This is a genomic window from Labrys sp. LIt4 (genome assembly GCF_017813775.1).
In the GTDB taxonomy this organism is placed as follows: domain Bacteria; phylum Pseudomonadota; class Alphaproteobacteria; order Rhizobiales; family Labraceae; genus Labrys; species Labrys okinawensis_A.
In genome coordinates this window covers 167,379-191,391 of sequence record NZ_JAGIPY010000009.1, presented here as the reverse complement: position 1 = coordinate 191,391, position 24,013 = coordinate 167,379, and the positions used below count along the sequence as shown (strand labels likewise).

The 24,013-nt window shown below is 64.7% G+C and carries 15 protein-coding genes; 9 read left to right on the top strand and 6 right to left on the bottom strand.

Annotation, left to right across the window (positions count from 1 at the left end; genetic code table 11):
• Window positions 1-47: 47 nt before the first annotated feature.
• From J8I29_RS18265 to J8I29_RS18255, 3 genes are all read left to right on the top strand, one after another.
• Window positions 48-1,571 (top strand): FGGY-family carbohydrate kinase, encoded by a 1,524-nt coding sequence (locus tag J8I29_RS18265; protein ID WP_209432748.1) that lies wholly within the window; start codon window positions 48-50, stop codon window positions 1,569-1,571.
• 39 nt (window positions 1,572-1,610) lie between these two features.
• The gene (locus tag J8I29_RS18260) at window positions 1,611-3,275 is read left to right on the top strand and encodes a glycerol-3-phosphate dehydrogenase/oxidase (protein ID WP_209432747.1); all 1,665 of its coding nucleotides are present in this window, start codon (window positions 1,611-1,613) and stop codon (window positions 3,273-3,275) included.
• 506 nt (window positions 3,276-3,781) lie between these two features.
• Window positions 3,782-6,610: an autotransporter domain-containing protein gene (locus J8I29_RS18255; protein WP_209432746.1), complete on the top strand. Its 2,829-nt coding sequence runs from the start codon at window positions 3,782-3,784 to the stop codon at window positions 6,608-6,610.
• A gap of 164 nt (window positions 6,611-6,774) precedes the next feature.
• Here J8I29_RS18255 and J8I29_RS18250 read toward each other — a convergent pair whose 3' ends face one another.
• From J8I29_RS18250 to J8I29_RS18225, 6 genes are all read right to left on the bottom strand, one after another.
• Window positions 6,775-8,394 (bottom strand): MFS transporter, encoded by a 1,620-nt coding sequence (locus tag J8I29_RS18250; RefSeq protein ID WP_209432745.1) that lies wholly within the window; start codon window positions 8,392-8,394, stop codon window positions 6,775-6,777.
• Window positions 8,391-9,524 carry an HlyD family secretion protein gene (locus J8I29_RS18245; protein ID WP_209432744.1) on the bottom strand — a complete coding sequence of 378 codons (1,134 nt, stop codon included), beginning with the start codon at window positions 9,522-9,524 and terminating at the stop codon, window positions 8,391-8,393. The genes J8I29_RS18250 and J8I29_RS18245 overlap by 4 nt, the downstream gene beginning before the upstream one ends.
• 216 nt (window positions 9,525-9,740) lie before the next feature.
• Window positions 9,741-11,549, bottom strand: a complete 1,809-nt coding sequence (edd, locus tag J8I29_RS18240; RefSeq protein ID WP_209432743.1) for a phosphogluconate dehydratase — start codon at window positions 11,547-11,549, stop codon at window positions 9,741-9,743.
• A gap of 96 nt (window positions 11,550-11,645) precedes the next feature.
• The gene (locus J8I29_RS18235) at window positions 11,646-12,428 is read right to left on the bottom strand and encodes an ATP-binding cassette domain-containing protein (RefSeq protein ID WP_105860291.1); all 783 of its coding nucleotides are present in this window, start codon (window positions 12,426-12,428) and stop codon (window positions 11,646-11,648) included.
• Window positions 12,428-13,510, bottom strand: a complete 1,083-nt coding sequence (locus tag J8I29_RS18230; protein WP_209432742.1) for an ABC transporter permease — start codon at window positions 13,508-13,510, stop codon at window positions 12,428-12,430. Before J8I29_RS18230 ends, J8I29_RS18235 begins: the two co-directional genes overlap by 1 nt.
• 99 nt (window positions 13,511-13,609) lie before the next feature.
• Complete coding sequence (locus J8I29_RS18225) at window positions 13,610-14,644, bottom strand: sugar ABC transporter substrate-binding protein (protein WP_105860289.1); 1,035 nt, start codon at window positions 14,642-14,644, stop codon at window positions 13,610-13,612.
• A 305-nt stretch (window positions 14,645-14,949) separates the two neighbouring features.
• On the opposite strand from J8I29_RS18225, the gene J8I29_RS18220 reads away from it, so the two are divergent.
• From J8I29_RS18220 to urtD, 6 genes are all read left to right on the top strand, one after another.
• Window positions 14,950-16,206 (top strand): ROK family transcriptional regulator, encoded by a 1,257-nt coding sequence (locus J8I29_RS18220; protein ID WP_209432741.1) that lies wholly within the window; start codon window positions 14,950-14,952, stop codon window positions 16,204-16,206.
• 382 nt (window positions 16,207-16,588) lie between these two features.
• Complete coding sequence (locus J8I29_RS18215; protein WP_245197114.1) at window positions 16,589-18,874, top strand: penicillin acylase family protein; 2,286 nt, start codon at window positions 16,589-16,591, stop codon at window positions 18,872-18,874.
• A gap of 300 nt (window positions 18,875-19,174) precedes the next feature.
• Window positions 19,175-20,422, top strand: coding sequence for an urea ABC transporter substrate-binding protein (urtA, locus tag J8I29_RS18210; RefSeq protein WP_245197130.1), 1,248 nt, complete (start codon window positions 19,175-19,177; stop codon window positions 20,420-20,422).
• Window positions 20,423-20,520: 98 nt separating this feature from the next.
• A complete protein-coding gene (gene urtB / locus J8I29_RS18205; protein WP_245197128.1) occupies window positions 20,521-22,089 on the top strand; it encodes an urea ABC transporter permease subunit UrtB in 1,569 nt (522 codons plus the stop codon).
• Window positions 22,086-23,264, top strand: a complete 1,179-nt coding sequence (urtC, locus tag J8I29_RS18200) for an urea ABC transporter permease subunit UrtC (protein ID WP_209432739.1) — start codon at window positions 22,086-22,088, stop codon at window positions 23,262-23,264. The genes urtB and urtC overlap by 4 nt, the downstream gene beginning before the upstream one ends.
• Entirely contained in the window at window positions 23,258-24,010 is a 753-nt protein-coding gene (gene urtD / locus J8I29_RS18195; RefSeq protein WP_105860640.1) for an urea ABC transporter ATP-binding protein UrtD, read from the top strand. Before urtC ends, urtD begins: the two co-directional genes overlap by 7 nt.
• The last annotated feature ends 3 nt before the right edge of the window (window positions 24,011-24,013 follow it).

Genomic DNA, 24,013 nt, shown 5'->3' with positions numbered 1-24,013 from the left:
CGGTCTCGCATTGTCTGCAACAACCCTTCGCGACGGAGTGCCTGCCGATGCCGACCCTCATAGGAATCGACAATGGGTTGACGGTGACCAAGGCAGCCGTCTTCGATGAAAACGGCACGCTGCTGGCGGTTGCCCGCCGGCGCATTCCCCAGATCATCCCGCATCCCCACCATGTCGAACGCGACATGGCGGTCCTCTGGCAGGCGACGGCCGAGGCCATCGCCGAAGCACTCGAAAAGGCGGGGCGCCCTGCCGGCGATGTGGCGGCGGTTGCCGCGACCGCCCATGGCGACGGCGTCTACCTTCTCGATGCGGAGCGCCGGCCGCTCGGCAACGGCATCCTTTCGCTCGACAGCCGGGCGGCCGCCATCGTCGCCGAATGGGACGGGGACGGCACCTCCACCACCGCGCTCGCCCGCACCGGGCAGGTCGCCCATGCCTCCGCCCCCTCGGCGCTGCTGGCCTGGATCAAACGGCACGAGCCGGAGCGTTTCGCGCGGATCGGCCATGTCCTGGCCTGCAAGGACTGGCTGCGCTTTTGCCTGACCGGAACGCTCGGCACCGATCTCACCGAGGCGAGCACGTCGTTCACGGCGGTGGAAAGCCAGGTCTATGAGCCGGACGTCCTGTCGATCTTCGGCCTCGAGGGCCTTGCCGGCGCCCTGCCCACTGTGACCCGGCCGGACGAGATCATCGGTACGGTCTCCCAGGCCGCGGCCGCCGCGACGGGCCTCGCGGCCGGGACCCCGGTGGTGGCCGGGGTGCACGACGTGGTCGCTTCCGCCCTCGGCATCGGCGGACATCGCGAGGGCACGGTGGCGATCGTGGCGGGGACCTACTCCATCAACGAGACGATCGCCAGCACGCCCAAGACCGATGCACGATGGTTCTGCCGCAACGGCATCAAGCCGGGCGAATGGAACCATATGAGCATATCGCCGGCGTCGGCCGCCAATTACGACTGGTTCCTGGATACGCTGTGTGCCGTCGAACGCCGCACGGCCGAGGAGACGAACAGCTCCATCCACTCGGCTGTCGGCGCCGAGATCGAGGCCGCGCTCGCCCGGCCCTCCACCGTGCTCTTTCACCCCTATCTCTATGGTTCGCCGCACGGCGCGACCGCCAGCGCCGGCTTTCTCGGCCTGCGCGGCTGGCATGACCGCGGCGACATGCTGCGCGCCGTGATCGAGGGCATCGCCTTCAACCATCGGGTGCATGTCGACGCCCTGCGCGAAGGTTTTTCTCCCAACACCATCAGCCTCACGGGCGGCATTTCCAGGAAGCCCCTCTACGCCCAGATCTTCGCCGACGCGCTTGGCCTGCCGGTGACCGTGAACGAGACGGAAGAGGCCGCCGCCTGGGGCGCTGCCCTGTGCGCCGGCGCCGGTGCGGGCCTCTATGCGTCACCGACGGACGATCCGCGCGATCTCGCAGCTCTCGCCCGGCATTACCGGCCGGATCCCGCGCGCAGCCGGCAGCTGCAGGAGCGCTATGCCCTGCATTGCGACATCGCCGCGCAGCTTGCGCCCCTCTGGCCGCGCATCGAGGCCCTGGCCTCGCAGACGGCCTAGCACCCTGGCTCGCTCGGCACAGTCCTATCGGTATTTGACATGACCAAAGACATTGACGTTCTCATTCTTGGCGCCGGCATCAACGGTGCGGGCCTGTTTCGCGATCTCTGCGAGCAGGGCCTGACCTGCCTGATCGCCGACAAGGCCGATTTTGGCTCGGGCACCAGCGCCGCCCCGTCGCGGCTCATCCATGGCGGCATCAAATATCTGGAGACGGGGGAATTGCGGCTCGTCGCGCAGTCGACGCTGGAACGCAACCTCCTGCTGCGCAATGCGCCGCATCTGGTCGAGCCCTTGCCGACCGTGATCCCGATCTTCTCCTGGCTGCAGGGCATACCGGCCGCACTGCGCACGCTGTTCGGCTCGACCACGGCGCCGCGCAACCGTGGCGCCGTGCTCATCAAGATCGGCCTGGCGCTCTATGATTTCTATGGCGCCCGCCATCGCGTCATGCCCAAACATGCCCTGTGGTCCCGCGGTCGCGCGCTCACCGAAATCGCGCCGATGACGCCGAAGATCGTCGCCGCCGGCACCTATTACGATGCCAAGGTCACCTGTCCGGAGCGGCTGGTGCTGGAACTGCTGCAGGACGGCATGGCGGCCAGCCCGGCCTCCGAGGCCCTGAACTATACGAGCCTGGTGTCGGCCGAGAACGAGAGCATAAGCCTGCGTGGGGCCGACGGCACCGAGCGGAGCGTTCGCCCAAGGATCGTCGTCAATGCGGCCGGCCCCTGGATCGACCAGGTCAACCAGGCCCTCGGATCGCCCACCCGGATGATCGGCGGCACCAAGGGCTCGCATATCCTGCTCGACCATCCCGATCTTCTGAAAGCCCTCAACGGTCGCATGATCTATTTCGAGGCCAATGACGGGCGCATCTGCCTGGTCTACGACTATCTCGGCCGGGCCCTGGTCGGCTCGACCGACATCCGCGCCGATGATCCCGACACCGTCCGCTGCGAAGACGAGGAAATCGACTATTTCCTGCAGAGCCTGCGCGATCTCCTGCCCGGCCTGGCCTTTTCGCGCGACCAGATCGTCTATGCCTATTCCGGTATCCGTCCCCTGCCCGCCTCCGGCAATACGGCGGCCGGACTGATCAGCCGCGACCATTCGGCGCCCGTGCTGGAGCCCGCCAAGGACCGGGCCTATCCGATCATTTCGCTGGTGGGCGGCAAGTGGACGACCTTTCGCGGCTTTGCCGAAGAGGTCAGCGATCTCATCCTGCGCCGCCTTGGCCAGGCGCGCCGGCGCGGCACACGAGACCTCGCCATCGGCGGCGGACGGGACTATCCGGCCGATCCGGCCGCCCGCGCGCATTGGATCGAACAGACAGCAAAGGCAACGGGTGCATCGACTGTGCGCACCGCCGAACTGCTGGGACGCTATGGCACGACGGCACAGGCCATACTCGCCCATGAGGGGCCGCAGGCGGTCCGGCTGGCGGATGCCCAGGACTATTCCCTGGCCGAAATCGATTGGCTGGCGCGCCACGAACAGGTGGTGGCGCTCGAGGATATCGTGATGCGGCGCAGCACCCTGGCCATCACCGGCCGCCTCAGCGGCCGCGACCTGGCGACGATCGCCGATATCCTGGCCACGGCTCTCGGCTGGGATGCGGTTCGACGCGACGAAGAACTGGCAAAAACGCGGGCGCTTCTCGCGGCTCGCCACCGCCTTCACTTCGAAAAATCGGCCTCCTGAGCAGGGGGCGAGCAGGTACGCTCCGCGGTCCGTCCACCCTTGCGTCCGGTGGCGGGGCCACCCTTCTCGATGGGCGATACCGGGAACCGCCCGTCTCACCGCTCGGCCAAAGCCATCCGGAGCCCAGCTTTTTCCTCGCGGATGCGCAAAACCAACCATTCAGCATTCGCGTCGATGCGCGGTGACGATAACACCTGCCAAACGCCGAATTTCAACAAAATTTCCACGATCGGCAAACGATTCGACGGTGGCCGCCGATTGTATCAATTCAATTTGAGACTACTATTATACCAATTCCAGCCAATTCTTGAATATCGACTTATCAGAAAAAATCACACACTTCTCAGTATCAATACATCAAGATAATTTTGATTCATATTCTAAGGAATCATGGGATATATCTCATTGTCCCGCTGTTCGGCATGTCTTCTCCAAGGGCATCGGACAGGCTCGTCAGGCGGTTGCGCAGACCTGAATTGACGCGGCAATGTGGAAGGAGGAACCCCATGACGCCGATCGGAAACGCGCCGCTTCCTTCCGGGAAGCCCCGGCGCTCGCCCCTGAGCTTTCTTCTGGCAACCGGCGCCGTCATGCTGTGGCAATCCGCATATGCACAGGTGACAGCCAGCGGCGGACAGACGGTGCGGATCACACCTGCCCAGGCCACCTGCAAGAACGAGATCTGCTTTCATGCCATCGACCCGGGCTCATTGCTCTACAGCAATGCCGACACCCCCATCGATGTCACGGTGCCACCCGCTTTGAATGGCGATGACTACGATATCGGCATCTTCGCCGAGGATGGGGCCACCATCAATCTGAAGGGTGGGGGGATTGTTCGCGTTGGCGGGGGTTCGACCGGACTCCAAGCCAATTGGGGCGACGTAGCGGGGGCCACGATCTATGCGACCGATCTGAGCCTCGACGTCGCGGACGTTGCCAGGGGTGCGATAGCTTCCCGCAGCAGCCGCATGACGTTCAGCGGCCAAACCACCCTGGTGGGCCACGGTGCCTGGTCGGACGGCCTTTCTGCCCAGTCCGGCAGCACTATCACCGTGAATGGCCCGATCAATGCCAGTGGTGCCTGGCTCTACATCGCAAACAGCAGCGATGGCAGCCGGGTCGATTTGAAAGGCGGCGGAACCATTTCGCTGACCGGAGCAGGCCAGGGTGTTTTTTCGGCCGCCGCCGACGGAGTTTTGACGGCGACCGGCATGACGATCCATGCCGACACCAACCAGAGCAGCGGCACCTCGCTGCTGAGCGCCGGCAGTTCGAGCACCATCAGGATCTCCCACAGCGAGCTGGACGGCGCCAATTCCGGGGGTACGATCTCGGCCATCCACGTCTCGAATGCCGTGACGGAAAATGCGACCGTCGTTCTGGACGATAGCAAGCTCACGATGAACTCGGCCGGAGCGGCCATCTATGCCGATGGCGGAAGAGCCACGGTGCGCCTGACCGGCTCGGACGTGACGGCCTTCAAAGGCAGCGGCGGCTTGCTCGCCAATGTCGGAACCGGCCGGATCTTCCATCTGCCCAGCGCGCTCAGCCTGAGCGTGATCGATTCCACGCTCTCCGGAGACATGGCGGTGGAGGCGCCCGCCGCGGATGGGCCAAACACCCTGTCGGCCAGTCTGCGCGGCACCACGACATGGACCGGTAATCTGACGGTGAACGGTACTTCGCGAGGCAGCGTGACCCTGGCCGATTCTGCCCATTGGATCGGCTCGGCGAGCAATGCGACAACCGTCGTGCTGAGCTCTGCCGCGGCCCTGTGGGCAATCCCCGGCGGCGGCAATTCCACCGTGACCGGCACGGTCAGGAACGCCGGCAAGATCGCTTTCCAGGCCGGCGGGCCGACCACGCTGACGGTGCGCAACTTCGTCAATGACGGCGGCACCATCCAGGTCAACATCAATGCCGCTGGCCAGAACGATTTCATTCACGCCACCGGCACCGCCACCATCAACGGCGGAACGGTTTCGGTGATTCCCGCCACGGGCACCTATACGATCGGCCAGACCTATAAGATTCTCACCGCCAATGGCGGCATCACCGGCCAGTTCTCCAAGGTGGTCGACAACGCCCCCTTCGTCGATCTCGGCCTGTCCCAGAATGCCAACAACATCTATCTGAAGGTGACGCGCAACGATGTCGCCTTCGACACGGTGGCCGCCAGCCAGAGCCAGCACGCCGTCGCCGACAGCGTGGAGACGTTGGCGAGCGGCAACGCGCTCTATCAGGCCGTCGCCAAGGCGCCGGATATCGCCAGCGCCCGCCAGGCCTTCGCGACCCTGTCCGGCGACGTCCATGCCTCGGCCCGCAGCGTGCTGGTCCAGGACAGCGGCCTCATCCGCGATGCGGTGCTGAACCGGCTCTACAGCGCCGATCTCGATGCCATCATACCCGCAGCCATGCTCCCAGGCCCGACGGCCTATGCCGGGAACATGCCGGCGGCCGCGCCGGCGCCGTTCGGCTCGGCCACGCCGACAGCCCTGTCCGGCCTCTGGGCCAAGGGCTTCGGGTCCTGGGGGCATCTCGGCGGCGGCGGCCGCGATGCCCGGATCGATCACGACACCGGCGGCTTCCTCATCGGCTTCGACACGCTGGTCCAAGGCTCGTTCCTGCAGGATTGGCGCCTGGGCGCCTTGGCCGGCTACAGCCATTCCAGCTTCGACGTCGATGCCCGCGCCGCCTCCGGCACCGCCGACAATTATCATGTCGGCCTCTATGCCGGCCGGCAGTGGAACGCCCTCGCCCTGCGGCTGGGCGCAACCTACACCTGGCACGACATCGACAGCGACCGCGCCGTGGCGCTGCCGGGCTTTGCCGACAGGCTCAGCACCAGCTACGATGCCGGCACGGCCCAGCTCTTCGGCGAACTCGGCTATCGCATCGACAGCCAGGCCTTCCGCCTCGAGCCCTTCATTAATGCCGCCTATCTCAACCTGCACACCGACGGCTTCCGGGAGACCGGCGGCGATGCGGCTTTGACCGGCAGAGGCGACACCAGCAATCTGGGCTTCACCACTCTGGGGCTGCGTGCAGCCACCAGCTTCGATCTCACCGAAGGCACCAGCGCCACCCTCCAGGCCACCCTGGGCTGGCGCCATGCCTTTGGCGATGTCAGGCCGACGGCCGCCCTCGCCTTGGCCAATGGCTCCGCCTTCACCGCCAGCGGCACGCCGATTGCGCGCGACGCCGTGGTGGTCGATACCGGAATCAGCGTGGCGCTGTCGCACGCGGCCAGCCTCGGCGTGTCCTATAGCGGGCAATTCGGCGAAAAGGCCATCGACCAGAGCGTCAGGGGAAACTTCGTTTGGAAGTTCTGAGTTGACAGAAAAGGCCAGGCTATTCCGATAAGCCCAACAAAACTATAGCGTTTTGCGATTAGACGGAGTCACCTAGAATCGCAAAGACGCGTCAGAACAATGAGTTAGAGCAAATTAGCGTTCACGTTTGAACGCGCTTTGCTCTAGGAGAATTGAATTATTCTTCAGACGGGAAGGCGGTTGGGCCTGGGCAGCAGTGCGATCAGCAGCAGGCAGACGAAAGCGCCGCCTGCAGCGGCCAGGAAACCGTCGATATAGGACAGCACCGCCGCCTGCTTGGCGATGGCCGAGGACAACAGGCTCGTCGCCCGGGCGCTGGCGATCGCCACATCCGCCGTATGGGCGCCGACGGCATTGCGATAGGCCGCGAGGCGGTCGACCGTTGCACCGGCAAGGCTGTCGACATGCAGGCCGATGAGATTGGAATGGACCTGTTCGCGCACGCGCACGAAGGTCTGCATGAAAGCCGTGCCGATCTCGCCGCCGAACATGCGGCTGATCTGCAGCAAGGCACCGATCGTCAGCGCATCGGCCGGATTGATCGACTGCACCGCCAGCACGATGAGCGCCGTGAGGGCGAAGGACTGGCCGAGGGCCTGCAGGATCTGGGATTGCAGGAAATCGTCGGTGGCCCATGCGCTGGTGAGCTGGGCCGCCATCAGGCAGGCGATGCCGATCAGGGCGGTGCCTGTCGCCAGGACCCATCGTCCGTCGACGCGCTTGAGGACATAGCCGAGCGGCACCACGATGATGAGCTGGGGCAAGGCGATCCACAAGAGCACGGCGCCGACCTGCAGCTCGCGGAAGTTCTGCACCGTCTGCAGGTAATTGGGAATGATATAGGCGGTCGACAGGATGATGAAACGAAAGCCCGCAAGCAGGAGCAGCAACAGCAGGAGGTGATGCTGCACCAGGAGCCGCAGATTGAGAAAGGGCCTGCGGCTGACCCATAGCTCGCGCACGACGAAGGCTGCCGTCACCAAGCCGCCGGCGATCAGCAGGCCGTTGACCAGGCCGCTATTGGTCCAGTCGAGCCGGTTGCCCTGGTCGAGCCCAGCATAGAGCAGGCTGAAGCCGGCCCCGGCATAGACGAGGCCTGGCCAGTCGAAATGGCGCAGGAGCTCGGTCTTCACATCCTCGCGCGGAATGCCGAACCACACGCAGGTGAACATCAGCGGCAGCAGGCCGCAATATTGCCAGCTGATCCAGCGCCAGGAAAGATTGTCCGCGTACCAGCCTTCCAGCGAGGCCGCGACATTCTGCGAGAGCTCCGAATTCATGGCGTAGACCGCGATGCCATAGATGATCAGGCGCGGCGGCAGGCTGCGGGCGATGAAGCTGATGGTGAGCGGAATGAACGTTCCCGAACCGAGCCCCGCCAGGAACTGTGCGGCCAGGAAGGCTTCGAGATTGGGAGAGAGGGGCGCGAGCAGGCTTGCGACGAAAAGCAGGACGATGCCCAGCAGCAGCATGCGCCGGACCCCGAAAATGGCACCGAGATAGGGGCAGGCCACCCCGATCAGCATCTGGCCGACGGCGAAGGTGGTGGTCATCCACGCCCCCTCGTCGAAGCCCAGATGCAGCCCGCCGCGCAGATCGGCAAGGCCGAAGCTGGTGACGCGGCTGCCGAGCGTGGACATGATGGAGCCGAGCAGCACGCCAAGGATGCCGATATAGGGCCGCAGCGTATCGGCGCGAAACCGCGGCGGCGCTTGGGTCGCCGGCTCGAGGGCCGCGCCGGTCGCCGTCAGCGGCGCGGCTGAGGTTGCCGTTGCCGTGGTCATGGCGCCGCTGCCGCCGCGGCACCTGATCGGTCGCCGGTATCGACAGTCGCTACCACCGACATGCCCGGTCGGATCAGGGTTCCCAGCGCCGGATTGGCATCGAGGGCGATCTTGACCGGAACGCGCTGCACGACCTTGGTGAAGTTGCCGGTGGCATTGTCGGGCGGCAGCAAGGCAAAGGTGCTGCCGGTGCCGGGAGACCAGGCTTCGACCCGTCCGGTCAGCACCAGGTCGGGAAAGGCATCGACGGTGACATGCGCCGGCTGACCAAGGCGGATATTGGTCATCTGCGTTTCCTTGTAGTTCGCCACCACCCAGATGTTGGGCAGCGGTACCACCGCGATCACCTGCGTGCCGACATTGACGAACTGGCCCGGGCGAACCTGGCGCTGGCCGACGAGCCCTTTGGCCGGTGAACGGATCTTGGTGTAGCCCAGATTGTTGGTGGCGAGCGTGACCTGGGCCTCGGCCGCCTTGATCTGGGCCTGGACCTGCTGCTCCTGCACGTCGAGCCCGGCCAGCAGGGCCTTCTGCTGATCGAGCTGGGCCTCGTAGAGCGCCTTCTGCGCCAAGGCGCGCTGAGCATTGGCATCGGCCTGCTCGACCGATTGCTGCGTACCGGCCGTGCCGGTCTTGAGCAGGTCGCGCTGGCGGGTGGCTTCGAGCTGGTAGCGCCGCACATCCGCGCTGCCCGCATCGATATTGGCACCGGCCTGCCGGATCAGGGCATTCTGCACGTTCTTCTGATTGGCGACATTGGCGAGGCTGGCCTCGGCGGCGGCGAGATTGGCTTGCGCCAGCGCGAGCTGGGCCTGGTAGTCGGACGGGTCGATCTCGGCGATCAGGTCGCCGGCTTCAACCGCCTGGTAGTCGTGGATCGGAACGTCCTTGATGTAGCCCGAGACACGGGCCGACAAGGGTGTGACGTCGCCCACGATGAAGGCATTGTCGGTCTCCGCGAGGCGGGCGGCGCCGGTCCAGCGGTTCCAGTTGCCGGCAACATACCAGACCAGCCACGCCGCAAGCAGAAGGAAGCCGACACGCAAGGCCGGATAGAGCCAGCGCGACCGCAGGCTACGCCCGGGGGACGGCGTTTCGGATACGGTCGGTTTTTCTGCGGCATCCGGCATCTGTTCCTCGCACCCCTACTCGAACGCCGCCGATCCTGGCGAAGGATTTTGGATGGCGAAACAAAATTATTCCAATACGCACACCAGACTTGCCAAGCTGTACAGCCAATATTCGCCGGCCTTCACCGAGCGGACAAACGACGCGAATGCACCGAGCGCGAAAACGTGCCCGCCATCCGTGCTCGCGCCGGCGCGCCTTCCGCGATGCAGCTCCTATCAGCCGAACAAGGGCGAGGCGCCGTTTTCCGCGGCCGAGACCTGCCGGCGAAACAGGCCGAAGAGCTCGCGGCCGGCACCGAATTCGTTGTCGGCGAGATCCGGCTGGACATCGGTACGCTCGAGTGCGCCCGGCGTCAGGACGTCGATGGTGCCCGCAACCGCGTCGACACGCACGAGGTCACCATCCCTGAGCCTGGCAAGCGGCCCTCCGTCGAGAGCCTCCGGGCTGACATGGATCGCCGCGGGCACCTTGCCGGAGGCGCCCGACATCCGCCCATCCGTAACCAGGGCGACCTTCAGCCCCTTGTCCTGCAAGACGGAAAGCATCGGGGTCAGACTATGCAGTTCCGGCATGCCGTTGGCCTTCGGCCCCTGGAAGCGCACCACCACCACGGTGTCCCCGGTGAATTCACCGGCACGGAAGGCCTGCTTGACCGCTTCCTGGTCGGCAAAGACGCGGACCGGCGCCTCGACGAGATGGCGCTCCGGCGCCACGGCCGAGACCTTCATCACGCCGGTGCCGAGATTGCCCTGGAGCCGCTTGAGCCCGCCCGTCGGCTGGAAGGGCTCTCCGGCCGGCCGCAGAACCTTGGGATTCAGCGACCTGCTCGTCCCCTCCGACCATACCAGGGCGCCGTGGATGAGCTTGGGTTCCCTGGTGTAGCGTGCGAGCCCCTCCCCGGCCACGGTGCGCGTGTCGGGGTGGAGAAGCCCGGCTTCGAGAAGTTCGCCGATCATGAAGCCGAGGCCGCCGGCGGCGTGGAAATGGTTCACATCCGCAAGTCCGTTCGGATAGACCCGCGCCATCAGCGGCGTCACATCCGAAAGATCGGCGAAATCCTGCCAGTCGAGCACGATCCCCGCCGCCCGCGCCATGGCGATCATGTGGATGAGCAGGTTGGTGGAGCCCCCGGTGGCATTGAGCCCGACGATGCCGTTGACGAAGGCGCGCTCGTCGAGCACGTCGCAAACCGGTGTATACTCGTTGCCGAGCGCCGAGATCGCCAGGGCGCGCCTGGCGGCTTCCACGGTGAGCGCGTCGCGCAACGGCGTATGGGGGTTGACGAAGCTCGAACCCGGCAAATGCAGGCCCATGAACTCCATCAGCATCTGGTTGGTGTTGGCCGTGCCGTAGAAGGTGCAGGTGCCCGGCCCGTGATAGGCCGCCATCTCCGCTTCCATCAGCCGGTCGCGCCCGCATTGGCCGGTGGCGAAGAGCTGGCGCACCTTGGACTTCTCGTCATTGGCGATGCCGCTCGCCATCGGCCCGGCCGGCACGAAGATCGCCGGCAGATGGCCGAAGGCGGCCGCCGCGATGACGAGGCCCGGCACGATCTTGTCGCAGACGCCGAGATAGACCGTGGTATCGAAAGTGTTGTGGCTGAGCGCGATTCCGGCCGCCATGGCAATGGCATCGCGCGAGAACAGCGACAGCTCCATGCCGGCTTGGCCCTGGGTGACGCCGTCGCACATCGCCGGCACCCCGCCGGCCACCTGCGCCGTGCCGCCGGCGGCGCGCGCCGCCGCGCGGATCAGGTCGGGGTAGCTCTCATAGGGCTGGTGGGCCGAGAGCATGTCGTTATAGGCGGTGATGATGCCGAGATTGCCGGCGCTGCCCTTGACCAGGGCCGCCTTGTCGTCCGCCGGCATGGCCGCATAGGCATGGGCCTGGTTGCCGCAGGACAGATGGGCGCGGACGGTGCCGGCCGCGCGGGCGCGGGCCATGCGCTCGAGATAGGGACGGCGAAGGGCGGCGGATCGCGCCGCGATCCGATCGGTGACCCGTGCGAGCGTCGAGTTCAGCACCTTGGCAGCCTTTCATTCGTTGGAGGACGATGCCGCCGCTTGCACGACACATCGTCCTCCCATTGGCTTCGTCGAGGAGACGGCCTTCCGATCCCGTCAGGCCGCGACCAGTTCCTCAGGCGGGGCCTTGGCGCCGGTCATGAAGGCGACCGCATCGGACATCGTGTAGTCGCGCGGATTGATCACGCAGAGCCGGCGGCCGAGCCGGTGGATATGGATGCGATCGGCCACTTCGAACACATGCGGCATGTTGTGCGAGATCAGCACGATCGGCAGCCCGCGCCGCTTGACGTCGAGGATGAGCTCGAGCACGCGGCGGCTTTCCTTGACGCCGAGAGCGGCGGTCGGCTCGTCCATGATCACCACCTTCGAGCCGAAGGCGGCCGCCCTCGCCACCGCAACGCCCTGGCGCTGCCCGCCGGACAGGGTCTCGACCGCCTGGCCGATATTCTGGATGGTCATCAGGCCGAGCTCGGTCAGCTTCTCGCGGGCCCGCTTTTCCATGGCCGGCCTGTCGAGCATCTTGAACCATTGCCCGAGAATGCCGGGTTTGCGGATCTCGCGCCCCAGGAACATGTTGTCGGCGATGGACAAGGCCGGCGACAGGGCCAGGTTCTGGTACACGCATTCGATCCCCGCCTCGCGGGCATCGATGGGGGATTTGAAGCTGACGGCCTTGCCGTCGAGCCTGATTTCCCCCTCGTCGGGCGTGATCGCGCCAGACAGGGCCTTGATCAGCGAGGACTTGCCGGCGCCGTTGTCGCCGATCACGGCGAGGATCTCGCCGGGATAGAGGTCGAACTCGCAATTGTTGAGAGCGGTGACCCGGCCGTAGCGCTTGACCAGGCCGCGGGCGCTGAGAATGGGTTCCTGTGCCATTAGCCTGCAACCTTTCTGATCCACTGGTCGACGGTCACGGCGCCGATGATGAGAACGCCGATGAGCAGGTAGGTCCATTGCGGGTCGGTGCCCACCAGCCTGAGGCCGAGCTGGAACACGCCGACGATCAGGGCGCCGAAGATCATGCCCAGGATCGAGCCTCGGCCGCCGAACAGGGAGATGCCGCCGATGACCACCGCGGTGATCGACTCGATATTGGCGAACTGGCCGGAGGTCGGCGAAACCGAGCCGAGACGGCCGATCAGCACCCAGCCCGCCAGGGCGCAGATGATGCCGGAGAGCGTGTAGACCTGGAGCAGCATCTTGTTGGTGCCGACGCCCGAGAGCTCGGCGGCGTCGGGATCGTCGCCGACGGCATAGACATGCCGGCCCCAGGCGGTGTGGTTGAGCACGTACCACAGGACCGCGACCAGCAGCACCATGGCCACCACCCCAGCCGTCAGGACCGCTCCGCCGAAGCGGAAGCTCGCGCCGAAGAGCTGCAGCAGCAGGGCCTGAGCCGCGATGTCCTGGCTGCGGATCGTCTCATTGGCCGAATAGAGGAAATTGGCGGCCAGGATGATCTGCCAGCTGCCCAGCGTGACGATGAAAGGCGGCAGCTTCATGCGGGAGACAAGCAGCCCGTTGATGTAGCCGCAGAGAGCCCCGCAGGCGAAGCCGCACAAGATCGATAGCGGAGCCGGCAGGCCGTACCGGAAGGTGAACTGGCCCATCACCACCGATGACAGCACCATGATCGCTCCGACCGACAGGTCGATGCCGGCCGTCAGGATGACGAGGGTCTGGGCGGCACCGATGATGCCGGTGATGGCCACCTGCTGCAGGATGAGAGTCAATGAAAAGGCGGAAAAGAACTTGCTGCCCAGGATGACGCCGAAGATGGCGGTGGACAGCACCAGCACGATCAGCGGCACCATGGCCGGGTTCCCGTGCAGGAAATGCTGTGCCTTCTCCAGCGCCGATTTGTTGTGAACGTCGAAGCTGGCTACGCTGGTGTCGCTGCCCGAGAGGACTTTCTCGAAGTCCTGCGGACGTCCGACATTGGCCGAAGGATCGGTCATATCTTTGGTCTCCTCCCGTGGGGTGGTCGCCCCTCGTAAAAGGAGCGGCGCGGCGGCCGCTCCCTAGGAAAAAGATTGAACGTTCGGGCTGGCCTCAGCTCAGCCCCAGCACAGATCCTTGCCTTTCTTGGTGTCGATGGATTCGACGCCGGAGGCCGGCTTGTCGGTGACGAGAGTGGCGCCGGTATCGAAGAACGCCTTGCCTTCGCTCGGCTTGGGCTTCTCGCCGCCATCGGCAAATTTCTTGATGGCCTCGATGCCCATGGCGGCCATCTTGAGCGGATATTGCTGCGAGGTCGCGCCGATCACGCCTTCGGCGACGTTCTTCACGCCCGGGCAGCCGCCATCGACGGAGACGAGCAGAACGTCCTTCTCGCGGCCGACGGCCTTGAGCGCCTCATAGGCACCAGCGGCTGCCGGTTCGTTGATGGTGTAGACGACATTGATCATCGGGTCCTTCTGGAGGCAGTTCTCCATGGCGGCCCGGCCGCCCTCTTCATTGCCGTTGGTGACGTCGTGGCAGACGTTGCGGGCATCGCCCCAATCCTGGATCTTGGTCGGATTTTCGATCTTGGAAATGCCGAACCCGCTCATGAAGCCCTGATCGCGCAGGACATCGACCGTCGGCTGGCTCGGATTGAGGTCGAGATAGGCGATCTTGGCCTCCTTGGCCTTGTCGCCCAGCGTCGTCTTGGCCCACTGGCCGATCAATTCGCCGGCCTTGAAATTATCGGTGGCGAAGGTGGCGTCGGCCGCGTCGATCGGCTCCAGCGGCGTATCGAGCGCGATCACCAGGATGCCGGCGGCGCGCGCCTTCTTGACGGAGTCGACGATGGCCTTGGAATCGGAAGGCACCAGCAGGATGCCCTTGGCTCCGTCGGCAATGCAGGACTCGATGGCCGAGACCTGGCTCTCATTGTCGCCGTCGATCTTGCCGGCATAGGCCTTGAGGTTGACGCCCAGTTCCTTGGCCTTGGCGGTCGCACCTTCCTTCATCTTCACGAAGAAGGGGTTGGTGTCGGTCTTGGTGATCAGGCAGGCGCCGACATCGGCGGCAAAACCTGGGGTGGCGAAGATGCCCAGCGACAGGACGCTGGCACAGAGCAAAGCCGACTTCAGAACGGGTTTCTTCATCATATTCCTCCCATTTTGGAACGCCAGGCCGGCTTCCCGGCCTCGCTTTCGGGGCGCCTTCATTGCCGCGGCGCCTGCATTAAAAAACACCACACCTGCCCGCCGTGTCAATAAATAAATAAGTCTTATTTAGTAATTTGTTGACGTCCTTGCACGAAGCGCCCATTCTGGCGGAAGGAAGAATATCGCCCTATAGCGTTGGGATGAGACGGAATCATCCAGACTCGCAAAGACACGTCAAAACAAAGAGTTAGAGAAAATGCGCGCCACAAATGGGCGCGTTTTGCTCGAGGGGAGGAAATGGGATGGAGGCTGGCACCCAGAAGGCCGGTTCGCCGGAACTGGCCGAGAGCCGCCATCATCGCGGCACCAATCAGAGCGGCATGCGCGACCACAATGAGCGCATCGTGCTCTCGCTCGTGCGCGAACACGGCGCCCTAGCCAAATCCGACATCGCCCGCATGACCAGCCTGTCGCTGCAGACCGTATCCGTCATCATGCGCGAGCTGGAGGAAGCGGGCTTGCTGACGCGCCAGGAGCCGGTGCGCGGACGCATCGGCCAGCCCTCGATTCCCATGGCGCTCAATCCGCAAGGCGCCTTCTTCCTCGGCCTGAAGATCGGGCGGCGCAGTGCCGACCTCGTGCTGATCGATTTCCTCGGCAATGTGCGCTCGATGCTGCACAAGTCCTACCTCTACCCCGCCCCCGGCGAAACGATCCGCTTCGCGCTCGACGGCATCGCCTCCGTCAGGGCGACGCTCAGCCCGGCCGAGAACAAGCGCATTGCGGGGCTCGGCATCGCCATGCCTTTCGAATTGTGGAACTGGGCGGATGCCGCCGGCGCTCCTCCCGACATCCTGGACGAATGGCGTCATCGCAGCATCCAGGCCGACCTCCAGTCGAACTGCGATTTTCCGGTCTATCTGGAGAATGACGCCACCGCCGCCTGTGGCGCCGAGCTCGTCTTCGGCCAGTTCTCGGGGGTGCGCGACTTCGTCTATTTCTATATCGGGGCCTTTGCGGGGGGCGGCATCGTGTTGAATGGCCGCCTGTTCGGCGGGCAGACCGGCAATGCCGGCGCGCTCGGCTCCATGCCGGTCCCCGGCCCCGACGGCAAGCCGACACAGCTCATCGACGTCGCCTCCATCGCCATGCTGGAAAAGGCCCTTAAGGCACGCGGCATCGACGCCGCGCATCTTTGGACCTCGCCCGAGGCGTGGGGCGAGCTGGGCGAGGACGTCGACATCTGGATCGGCAGGGCGGCCGGTGCCCTGGCCTACGCCATCGTCTCATCCTGCGCCGTGATCGACTTCGAAGCGGCCGTCATCGATGGCTGGATGCCGGCCGAGGTCAGGGCGCGCCTGGTCGGCGCCGTGCGCGACGCACTCGGCCGGATCGATGTGGAAGGATTGAGAACACCCCATGTGCGCGAGGGAACGGTGGGCATCCATGCCCGCGTGCTCGGCGGCGCCAGCCTGCCGCTATCGGCACGCTTCCTCGTGGTCGCGGACGGTTCCAAAGAAGGCAGTACGCTTAAGAATGGCGACTTGCACAATAGGTGATATATAAGTTTAGTATTATTTCATAAGTAACTGATATTATAGTCTTTTTGGTAATTTAGATTGTAATTGCTCTCCCCGCCGATCTCGCTGTCCCCACTCCCAGCAATGCGCAGAGCCTGCGGTGAACATTCTGCGAGATCATGAAGACAAGTTTCTTGTCGGGCGCCTGAAACCGCTGCACTATCCGGGTCACGTCAAAAATAACCATAATTTTCAAAAGTGTACCGTATAGAAAAATAAGGTCATTGATATGCTTCGTAGCCTGGCAATCTTTCTCAGCTCTGTTGCGTTGGTCGCCTGGGTTCCGCCTGCTCTTGCCGAAATCTCATCTGGTGTGCGGCAACAGAGCCATGATATCCGCGGTCTGCAACAGCCCGCTACGATGATCCTCGATCATTGGGGCATCCCACATCTCTATACCGCCAACCGGCGCGATGCATTCTTCATGCAAGGTTACAATGCCGCGCGCGACCGCCTGTGGCAGATCGATCTGTGGCGCAAGCGCGGCCTCGGACTTCTGGCCAAGGATTTCGGCCCGGCCTATGTCGAACAGGACCGCGCGGCACGCCTGTTCCTCTATCGCGGCGACATGGACAAGGAATGGCAATCCTACGGTCCCAATGCCAAAGACTATGCCAACGCCTTCATCGACGGCGTCAATGCCTATGTCCAGGAAACGCGGGACGGCACGCAGCCCCTGCCCGAGGAGTTCAAGATCGCCGGATCGCGTCCGGACCAGTGGCATGTCGACGATATCGTGCGCATCCGCAGCCATGGCCTGACACGCAATGTCGAGCTCGAAGTGCAGCGTGCGCAAATTGCCTGCGCCGCCGGGCTCGATGCCGGCAGGCTCCAGGCCAAGCTCGAACCCGAATGGACCGCGAAGCTGCCAGACGGCCTCGACCCCTGTTCCATACCGCGGGAGGTGCTCAAGGATTACACGCTCGCGACCGATCCGGTTAAATTCGGCGCGGGCAAGAAGGCGGCGCAGGCCTATGACCCTGATGTCCTGCTGGCGCAGGCACAGGCCAAGGTCGACACAATCGGCTCCAACAATTGGGTCGTCTCCGGCAGGCGCACCGCAACCAGCCGCTCGATCCTGGCCAATGACCCGCATCGCGACCACAGCGTGCCGTCCCTGCGCTATATCGTTCACCTGATCGCACCGGGCATGAACGTGATAGGCGCCGGCGAACCGGCGCTTCCCGGCATTTCGATCGGCCATAATGGCCGCATCGCCTTCGGGTTGACGATCTTCGGCATGGATCAGGAAGATCTCTATGTCGAGACGCTCAATCCAGGCAACCCCGATCAGGTCAGGTTCGGCGGGAACTGGGAGCCGGTCCGGATCCTGCGCGAAAAGGTCGAGGTCAGGGGCGGCACCCCGCAGGATATCGAAATGCGGTTCACCCGGCACGGGCCGGTGCTCGCCACCGATACCAAGCGAAATCTCGCCTTCACCCTTCGCTCCGTGTGGTTCGAGCCGGGAACCTCGGCCTATTTCGGCTCGTCCGACTACATGACGGCGAAGAACTGGCCGCAATTCCAGGCCGCCATGAAGCGCTGGGGCGCCCCTTCGGAAAACCAGGTCTATGCCGACACCAAGGGCAATATCGGCTGGCAGCCGGGCGGGATGGCGCCGCGCCGCCTGAGCTATGACGGGCTCCTCCCCGTGCCGGGCGACGGGCGCTATGAATGGCAGGGTTTCCTGCGCCTGGACGAATTGCCGAGCGTCTTCAACCCGAAGGCCGGCTATTTCGCCACCGCCAACCAGATGAATCTGCCGCCGGGCTACCCCATCGAGCAGCGGCGCATCGGCTTCGATTCCTGGGCCAACCCTGCCCGCTGGGACCGCATCGTCGAGGTGCTGCAGGACAAAAAGAAATTCAGCCTTGCCGACGCGATGGACCTGCAGAACGACGACACCAGCATGCTGGGACGCCGGCTGATCGCGCTGCTCAAACCCCTGCGATCGGACGATCCCCAAATCGCCAAGGGGCTCCAGCTCCTGTGCGACTGGAATGCGAGCGACGACCGCGACAGCGCCGCCGCGGCTCTGTTCGAGGTGTGGATCAGCAAGCATATCGGCCCTGCCTTGGTGAACGCCACCGTGCCGCAAGCCGCTCGTTCCCTCATTCCCAAGCCGAGCGTCGGCGCGATGTTCGACCTTCTGGAGAAGCCGGACGCCTCCTTCGGCGCCGACCCGGCCAAGACGCGGGACACGTTGCTGCTGCAGAGCATCGGCGCCGCGGTCGCGGATGTCTCCAAGCTTCTCGGCGAGGATACCAGCCAGTGGCGCTGGGGCAGGCTGCACCATGCCCAGTTCGATCACGCGCTGCTGCCACTCGCCGACCCCTCGACGCAGGCGCAGATGCGCGTCGGCCCGCTCGAGCTCGGCGGCGCCAGCAACGTGCCCCATGCCGCAAGCTATCGCAGCTCGGACTTTCGCCTGACCTCCGGCGCCTCCTTCCGCATGGTGCTGGATGTCGGCAATTGGGACGCCAGCCGCGCCATCAACACGCCGGGGCAATCCGGCAATCCCTTCAGCCCTCATTATCGCGATCTGGCGCCGCTGTGGGCCAACGGGCGCTATGTACCCCTGCTCTATTCCAGATCCGCAGTCGAAAATGCGGCGAGTGAAATCGTGACCTACAAGCCTGCGCGATAGCGGAACAGCGCCTTCCGCGAGGGAACGGCCCCGAAAGGCAGCAGTTCGCCTAATTATTGAGCATGCATAAATTTTTGTCCGCCTCAAGCCGGCGCCGGCTCCTGTGGTCCGGCGCCGGCAAGTCCGGAAGTCATCGCCTTTCCATTATGCCGTGCGGCAGGCCCGGCGTTGTCGGAGACCGCTCCGCCGCGATTGGCACGCCGCTTGCTAGTCCTCCCTTTGGGATCCAAGAGCAAAAGGGAAGGCGTCATGTCGAAGCGAGGACAATTCGGGCATTACCTGTCGGGCGGCATCGTGGCGATGCTGATGGTCTGCGGCGCGGCCCGGGCCGAAGAGAACACCATCAAGATCGGCATCCTGCATTCGCTGTCCGGCACCATGGCGATTTCCGAGACGACGCTCAAGGACGCCATGCTGATGCTGATCGACGAGCAGAACAAGAAAGGCGGCGTGCTCGGGCGCAAGCTGGAAGCCGTGGTGGTCGATCCCGCCTCGAACTGGCCGCTCTTTGCCGAGAAGGCCCGCGACCTCCTTGGCAAGGACAAGGTGGCGGCGGTGTTCGGCTGCTGGACCTCGGTCAGCCGCAAATCCGTCCTGCCGGTCTTCAAGGAGCTCGACGGCCTCCTGTTCTACCCGGTGCAATATGAGGGCCAGGAGAGCGAGCGCAATGTGTTCTACACCGGCGCCGCGCCGAACCAGCAGGCCATCCCGGCCGTCGACTATCTGATGAGCCAAGAAGGCGTGAAGCGCTGGGTGCTGGCCGGAACGGACTATGTCTACCCTCAGACCACCAACAAGATCCTGCAGGCCTATCTGCAATCCAAGGGCGTGGCCAAGGACGACATCATGGTCAACTACACGCCCTTCGGCCAGTCCGACTGGCAGACCATCGTCTCCGACATCAAGAAATTCGGCTCGGCCGGCAAGAAGACCGCCGTCATCTCCACCATCAACGGCGACGCCAACGTGCCCTTCTACAAGGAACTCGCCAATCAGGGCATCAAGGCCGAGGACATTCCCGTCGTCGCCTTTTCCGTGGGCGAGGAGGAACTGGCAGGCCTCGACACCGGCCCGCTGGTCGGCCACCTCACGGCCTGGAACTATTTCCAGTCGGTCGACACGCCGGCCAATGCCCAGTTCATCAAGACCTGGCGCGCCTTCACCAAGAACGACAAGCGCGTCACCAACGACCCGATGGAAGCCCATTATATCGGCTTCAACATGTGGGTGAAGGCGGTGGAGAAAGCCGGCACCACCGATCCCGACGCGGTGATCGATGCCATTGTCGGTGTGTCCGTGCCCAATCTTTCGGGCAGCTACTCGACCATGATGCCCAACCATCACATCACCAAGCCGGTCCTGATCGGCGAGATCCAGGCCGACGGCCAGATGCAGACCGTCTGGCAGAGCTCGGGACTGGTGGTGGGCGATGAATGGTCCGATTACCTGCCGGACTCCAAGGATCTGATCGCCGATTGGCGCAAGCCGCTGTCCTGCGGCAATTTCAACGTCGCCACCGGCAAATGCGGCGGCCAGGGCACGAACTAGGCGCTGGCATGTTCTCCCGCGAACCCTCCCGTCTCCGCTTGCGCTCCGCCATGGGTGGGTGCCGTTTCCTCATCCTGGCCCTATGGGCCTGCCTGCTCATGCCCGGCCTCGTCCACGCCGATGAAGCCGGCACCAGAGCCGGCCTGGCCAAGCTGGCCGGTGCTGCAAACTTCCAGCAGGTCGAGGCGGTGGTGCGCGAACTGGCCGGGAGCGGGGATGCGCTGGCAGCCCGCCCGCTCGCGGCGCTGGCCGATGGCAATCTCTGCTGGCGTCAGTCGGACAAGGCGATCCTGATCGCCTCCGGCAGCGGCGATCCGCTCACGATCGCCGATCCGCTCACCGGCGCCGACCTGGGCAAAGCAGCCAAGACCGAACTCGTCAGGATCAAGGTCAACAACGCCATAAGACGGGCGATAAAAGAGGCGAGCGGCTCGCTCACGCTGGCTTCCAGCGACAGGGCGGCCCGCCTCGCCGCCGCCGCCGCCCTGACCCAGACCCCCGATCCAGCTGCGCTGCCGGCTCTCGACAGCGCCATCGCCAAGGAGACCGATACGATCGTCAAGGCCCGGCTGGAGACGGCGCGCGCCGCGGCGACCTTGTTCTCCAACAAACCCCAGGCCGACAAGAGTGCCGCCATCGGGCTGGTGGCATCCCTGGGCACCCGCGAAGCCGCCGCGCTGCTGGGCCGTTTCGCGGGCGGCGCCGACGGCGCCTTGAAGGATGAAGCCGCCGCGGGCATCCGCACCATCGATGCGCGCCTGAAACTGTGGGATCTGGCGGAGAACGTCTGGTACGGCATCTCGCTGGCCTCGGTGCTCCTGCTGGCCGCCATCGGCCTTGCCATCACCTTCGGCGTGCTCGGCGTCATCAACATGGCGCATGGCGAGATGGTGATGATCGGCGCCTACACCACCTTCGTCGTGCAGGAGGCGGTGCGCGCCTATGCGCCCGGCCTCATCGACATGTCCCTGCTGATCGCCCTGCCCCTCGCCTTCCTGGTTGCGGGTGCCGTCGGTGTCGTCATCGAGCGCGGCATCATCCGCTTTCTCTATGACCGCCCGCTGGAGACCCTGCTGGCGACCTGGGGTGTATCGCTGATCCTGCAGCAGGCCATACGCGTGATCTTCGGGCCGAGCAATCGCGAGGTCTCCAATCCCGGGTGGATGTCCGGCAGCATCAGCGTCGGCGAACTGACCCTGACCGCCAACCGGTTGTGGATCTTCGCCTTCTCGATCGCCGTGTTCATCGCCCTGCGCCTCATCCTCAATCGCACCCGCTGGGGCCTGCAGATGCGCGCCGTCACCCAGAACCGGCGCATGGCATCCTCGATGGGTATCCGCACGCCCAGGATCGACGCGCTCACCTTCGGCCTCGGCTCCGGCATCGCGGGCATCGCCGGGGTCGCCCTCAGCCAGATCGGCAATGTCTCGCCCAATCTGGGCCAGGGCTACATCATCGATTCTTTCATGGTCGTGGTGTTCGGCGGCGTCGGCAATCTCTGGGGCACGCTGTTGGGCGCATTGACGCTCGGCATCGCCAACAAATTCCTCGAACCCTATGCGGGTGCGGTCCTGGGCAAGATCATCGTGCTCGTCTTCATCATCCTTTTCATCCAGAAGCGCCCGCGCGGCCTGTTCGCGCCCCGGGGGCGGGCGGTGGAAGCATGATCCTCGCAACCCTCCTCAAGAACGGTCTCGATCGCCGCCTGTCCATCCTGATCGCCATTCTGGTAGCGGCGGCGGTGCTGGTGCCGCTCCTGCACCTGGCCGTGCCGGAGGGCAGCGCCTTCCACATTCCCAGCTATGTCGTGGCGCTCATGGGCAAATATCTCAACTATGCCCTGCTCGCCCTCTCCCTCGATCTCGTCTGGGGCTATTGCGGCCTTCTGTCGCTCGGCCACGGCGCCTTCTTCGCGCTGGGCGGCTATGCCATAGGCATGTATCTGATGCGCGGCATCGGCGACCGCGGCGTCTATGGCAATCCCGTCCTGCCCGACTTCATGGTCTTCCTGAACTGGCAGGAACTGCCCTGGTTCTGGTACGGCTTCGACCGGTTCTGGTTCGCCGCGCTGATGGCGATGGCCGTACCCGGCCTGCTCGCCTTCGCCTTCGGCTGGTTCGCCTTTCGCAGCCGCGTCAACGGCGTCTATCTCTCGATCATCACCCAGGCGATGACCTATGCCCTCATGCTCGCTTTCTTCCGCAACGACATGGGATTCGGCGGCAATAACGGGCTGACGGACTTCAAGGATGTGCTCGGCTTTTCCCTGCAGGCGCCGGGCACGCGCGCGGGCCTGTTCGCCGCCAGCGCCCTGATGCTGGCCCTGTTCGTCGCGCTCACCGCCATGATCACCGCTTCCAAGCTCGGCAAGCTCATGGTCGCCGTGCGCGACGCCGAATATCGCTCCCGTTTTCTCGGCTGGCGGCCCGAGAACATCAAGCTGTTCGCCTTCACCTTCTCGGCGGTGATGGCCGGCATCGCCGGCGCGCTCTATGTCCCGCAGGTGGGCATCATCAATCCCGGCGAGTTCTCGCCGGCCAATTCCATCGAGGTGGTGATCTGGACCGCCATCGGCGGCCGCGGCACCCTGGTCGGACCGGTGATCGGCGCCATCGGCGTCAACTGGGCCAAGAGTTGGTTTACTGCCGCCCTGCCCGATCTGTGGCTGTTCGCCCTCGGCGCCCTCTTCGTCGCCATGCCGCTCCTGCTGCCGCGAGGCCTGGTCGGCGCCCTCGACCAGTGGCGGGGCTCGAGGCGGCCGCGCAAGACTTCAGCGCCTCAGACGCTTGCGACGGTCCAGGCGGCCCCCCGAAGCGAAGCAGCGCAGGATGGCATATCGTGATCCAGCATCCGCAAAGCATCCTCTATCTCGACGGCGTCAGCGTCAGCTTTGACGGCTTCAAGGCCATCAACAATCTCTCGCTGATCCTGGAGCCCGGTGAGATGCGCGCCATCATCGGTCCGAACGGGGCCGGCAAGACCACGATGATGGATATCATCACCGGGAAGACCCGGCCCGATACCGGCGAGGTCTTCTTCGATGGCGAGCACGACCTGACCCGGCTCGACGAAACCGATATCGCCAATCTCGGCATCGGCCGCAAATTCCAGAAGCCGACGGTGTTCGAAACACATACGGTCGAGGACAATATCGCTTTGTCCCTCAAGGGCCGGCGCGGCATCTTCGCCGCCCTTTTCGACCAGCGCTCGCGGTCCGAGACCGAGCGCATCGAGGAGATCCTTGCCACCGTTCGCCTGGAGCAGCGGCGGAACGACAAGGCTGCCGCTCTGTCGCACGGCCAGAAGCAATGGCTGGAGATCGGCATGCTGCTGGCCCAGAACCCCAAGCTCCTGCTCATCGACGAGCCCGTAGCCGGCATGACCGACGCCGAAACCGCGCAGACCGGCGATCTACTCCGGCAGATCGCCCGCTCGCATTCGGTCGTCGTCGTCGAGCACGACATGCATTTCGTGCGCGAACTCGGTGTGAAGGTAACCTGCCTGCACGAGGGAAGTGTGCTGTCCGAGGGGCGGTTCGACCATGTCTCGGCGGACCCGCGGGTCGTCGAAGTCTATCTGGGAAGATAGGGC

Coding starts and splice junctions, on each gene's coding strand:
- J8I29_RS18225 (WP_105860289.1), bottom strand. CDS start 14,644: ATGAAGAAACCCGTTCTGAAGTCGGCTTTGCTCTGTGCCAGCGTCCTG.
- J8I29_RS18250 (WP_209432745.1), bottom strand. CDS start 8,394: ATGACCACGGCAACGGCAACCTCAGCCGCGCCGCTGACGGCGACCGGC.
- J8I29_RS18260 (WP_209432747.1), top strand. CDS start 1,611: ATGACCAAAGACATTGACGTTCTCATTCTTGGCGCCGGCATCAACGGT.
- J8I29_RS18235 (WP_105860291.1), bottom strand. CDS start 12,428: ATGGCACAGGAACCCATTCTCAGCGCCCGCGGCCTGGTCAAGCGCTAC.
- urtB (WP_245197128.1), top strand. CDS start 20,521: ATGCCCGGCCTCGTCCACGCCGATGAAGCCGGCACCAGAGCCGGCCTG.
- J8I29_RS18265 (WP_209432748.1), top strand. CDS start 48: ATGCCGACCCTCATAGGAATCGACAATGGGTTGACGGTGACCAAGGCA.
- J8I29_RS18255 (WP_209432746.1), top strand. CDS start 3,782: ATGACGCCGATCGGAAACGCGCCGCTTCCTTCCGGGAAGCCCCGGCGC.
- J8I29_RS18230 (WP_209432742.1), bottom strand. CDS start 13,510: ATGACCGATCCTTCGGCCAATGTCGGACGTCCGCAGGACTTCGAGAAA.
- J8I29_RS18220 (WP_209432741.1), top strand. CDS start 14,950: ATGGAGGCTGGCACCCAGAAGGCCGGTTCGCCGGAACTGGCCGAGAGC.
- J8I29_RS18245 (WP_209432744.1), bottom strand. CDS start 9,524: ATGCCGGATGCCGCAGAAAAACCGACCGTATCCGAAACGCCGTCCCCC.
- urtA (WP_245197130.1), top strand. CDS start 19,175: ATGCTGATGGTCTGCGGCGCGGCCCGGGCCGAAGAGAACACCATCAAG.
- J8I29_RS18215 (WP_245197114.1), top strand. CDS start 16,589: ATGATCCTCGATCATTGGGGCATCCCACATCTCTATACCGCCAACCGG.
- urtC (WP_209432739.1), top strand. CDS start 22,086: ATGATCCTCGCAACCCTCCTCAAGAACGGTCTCGATCGCCGCCTGTCC.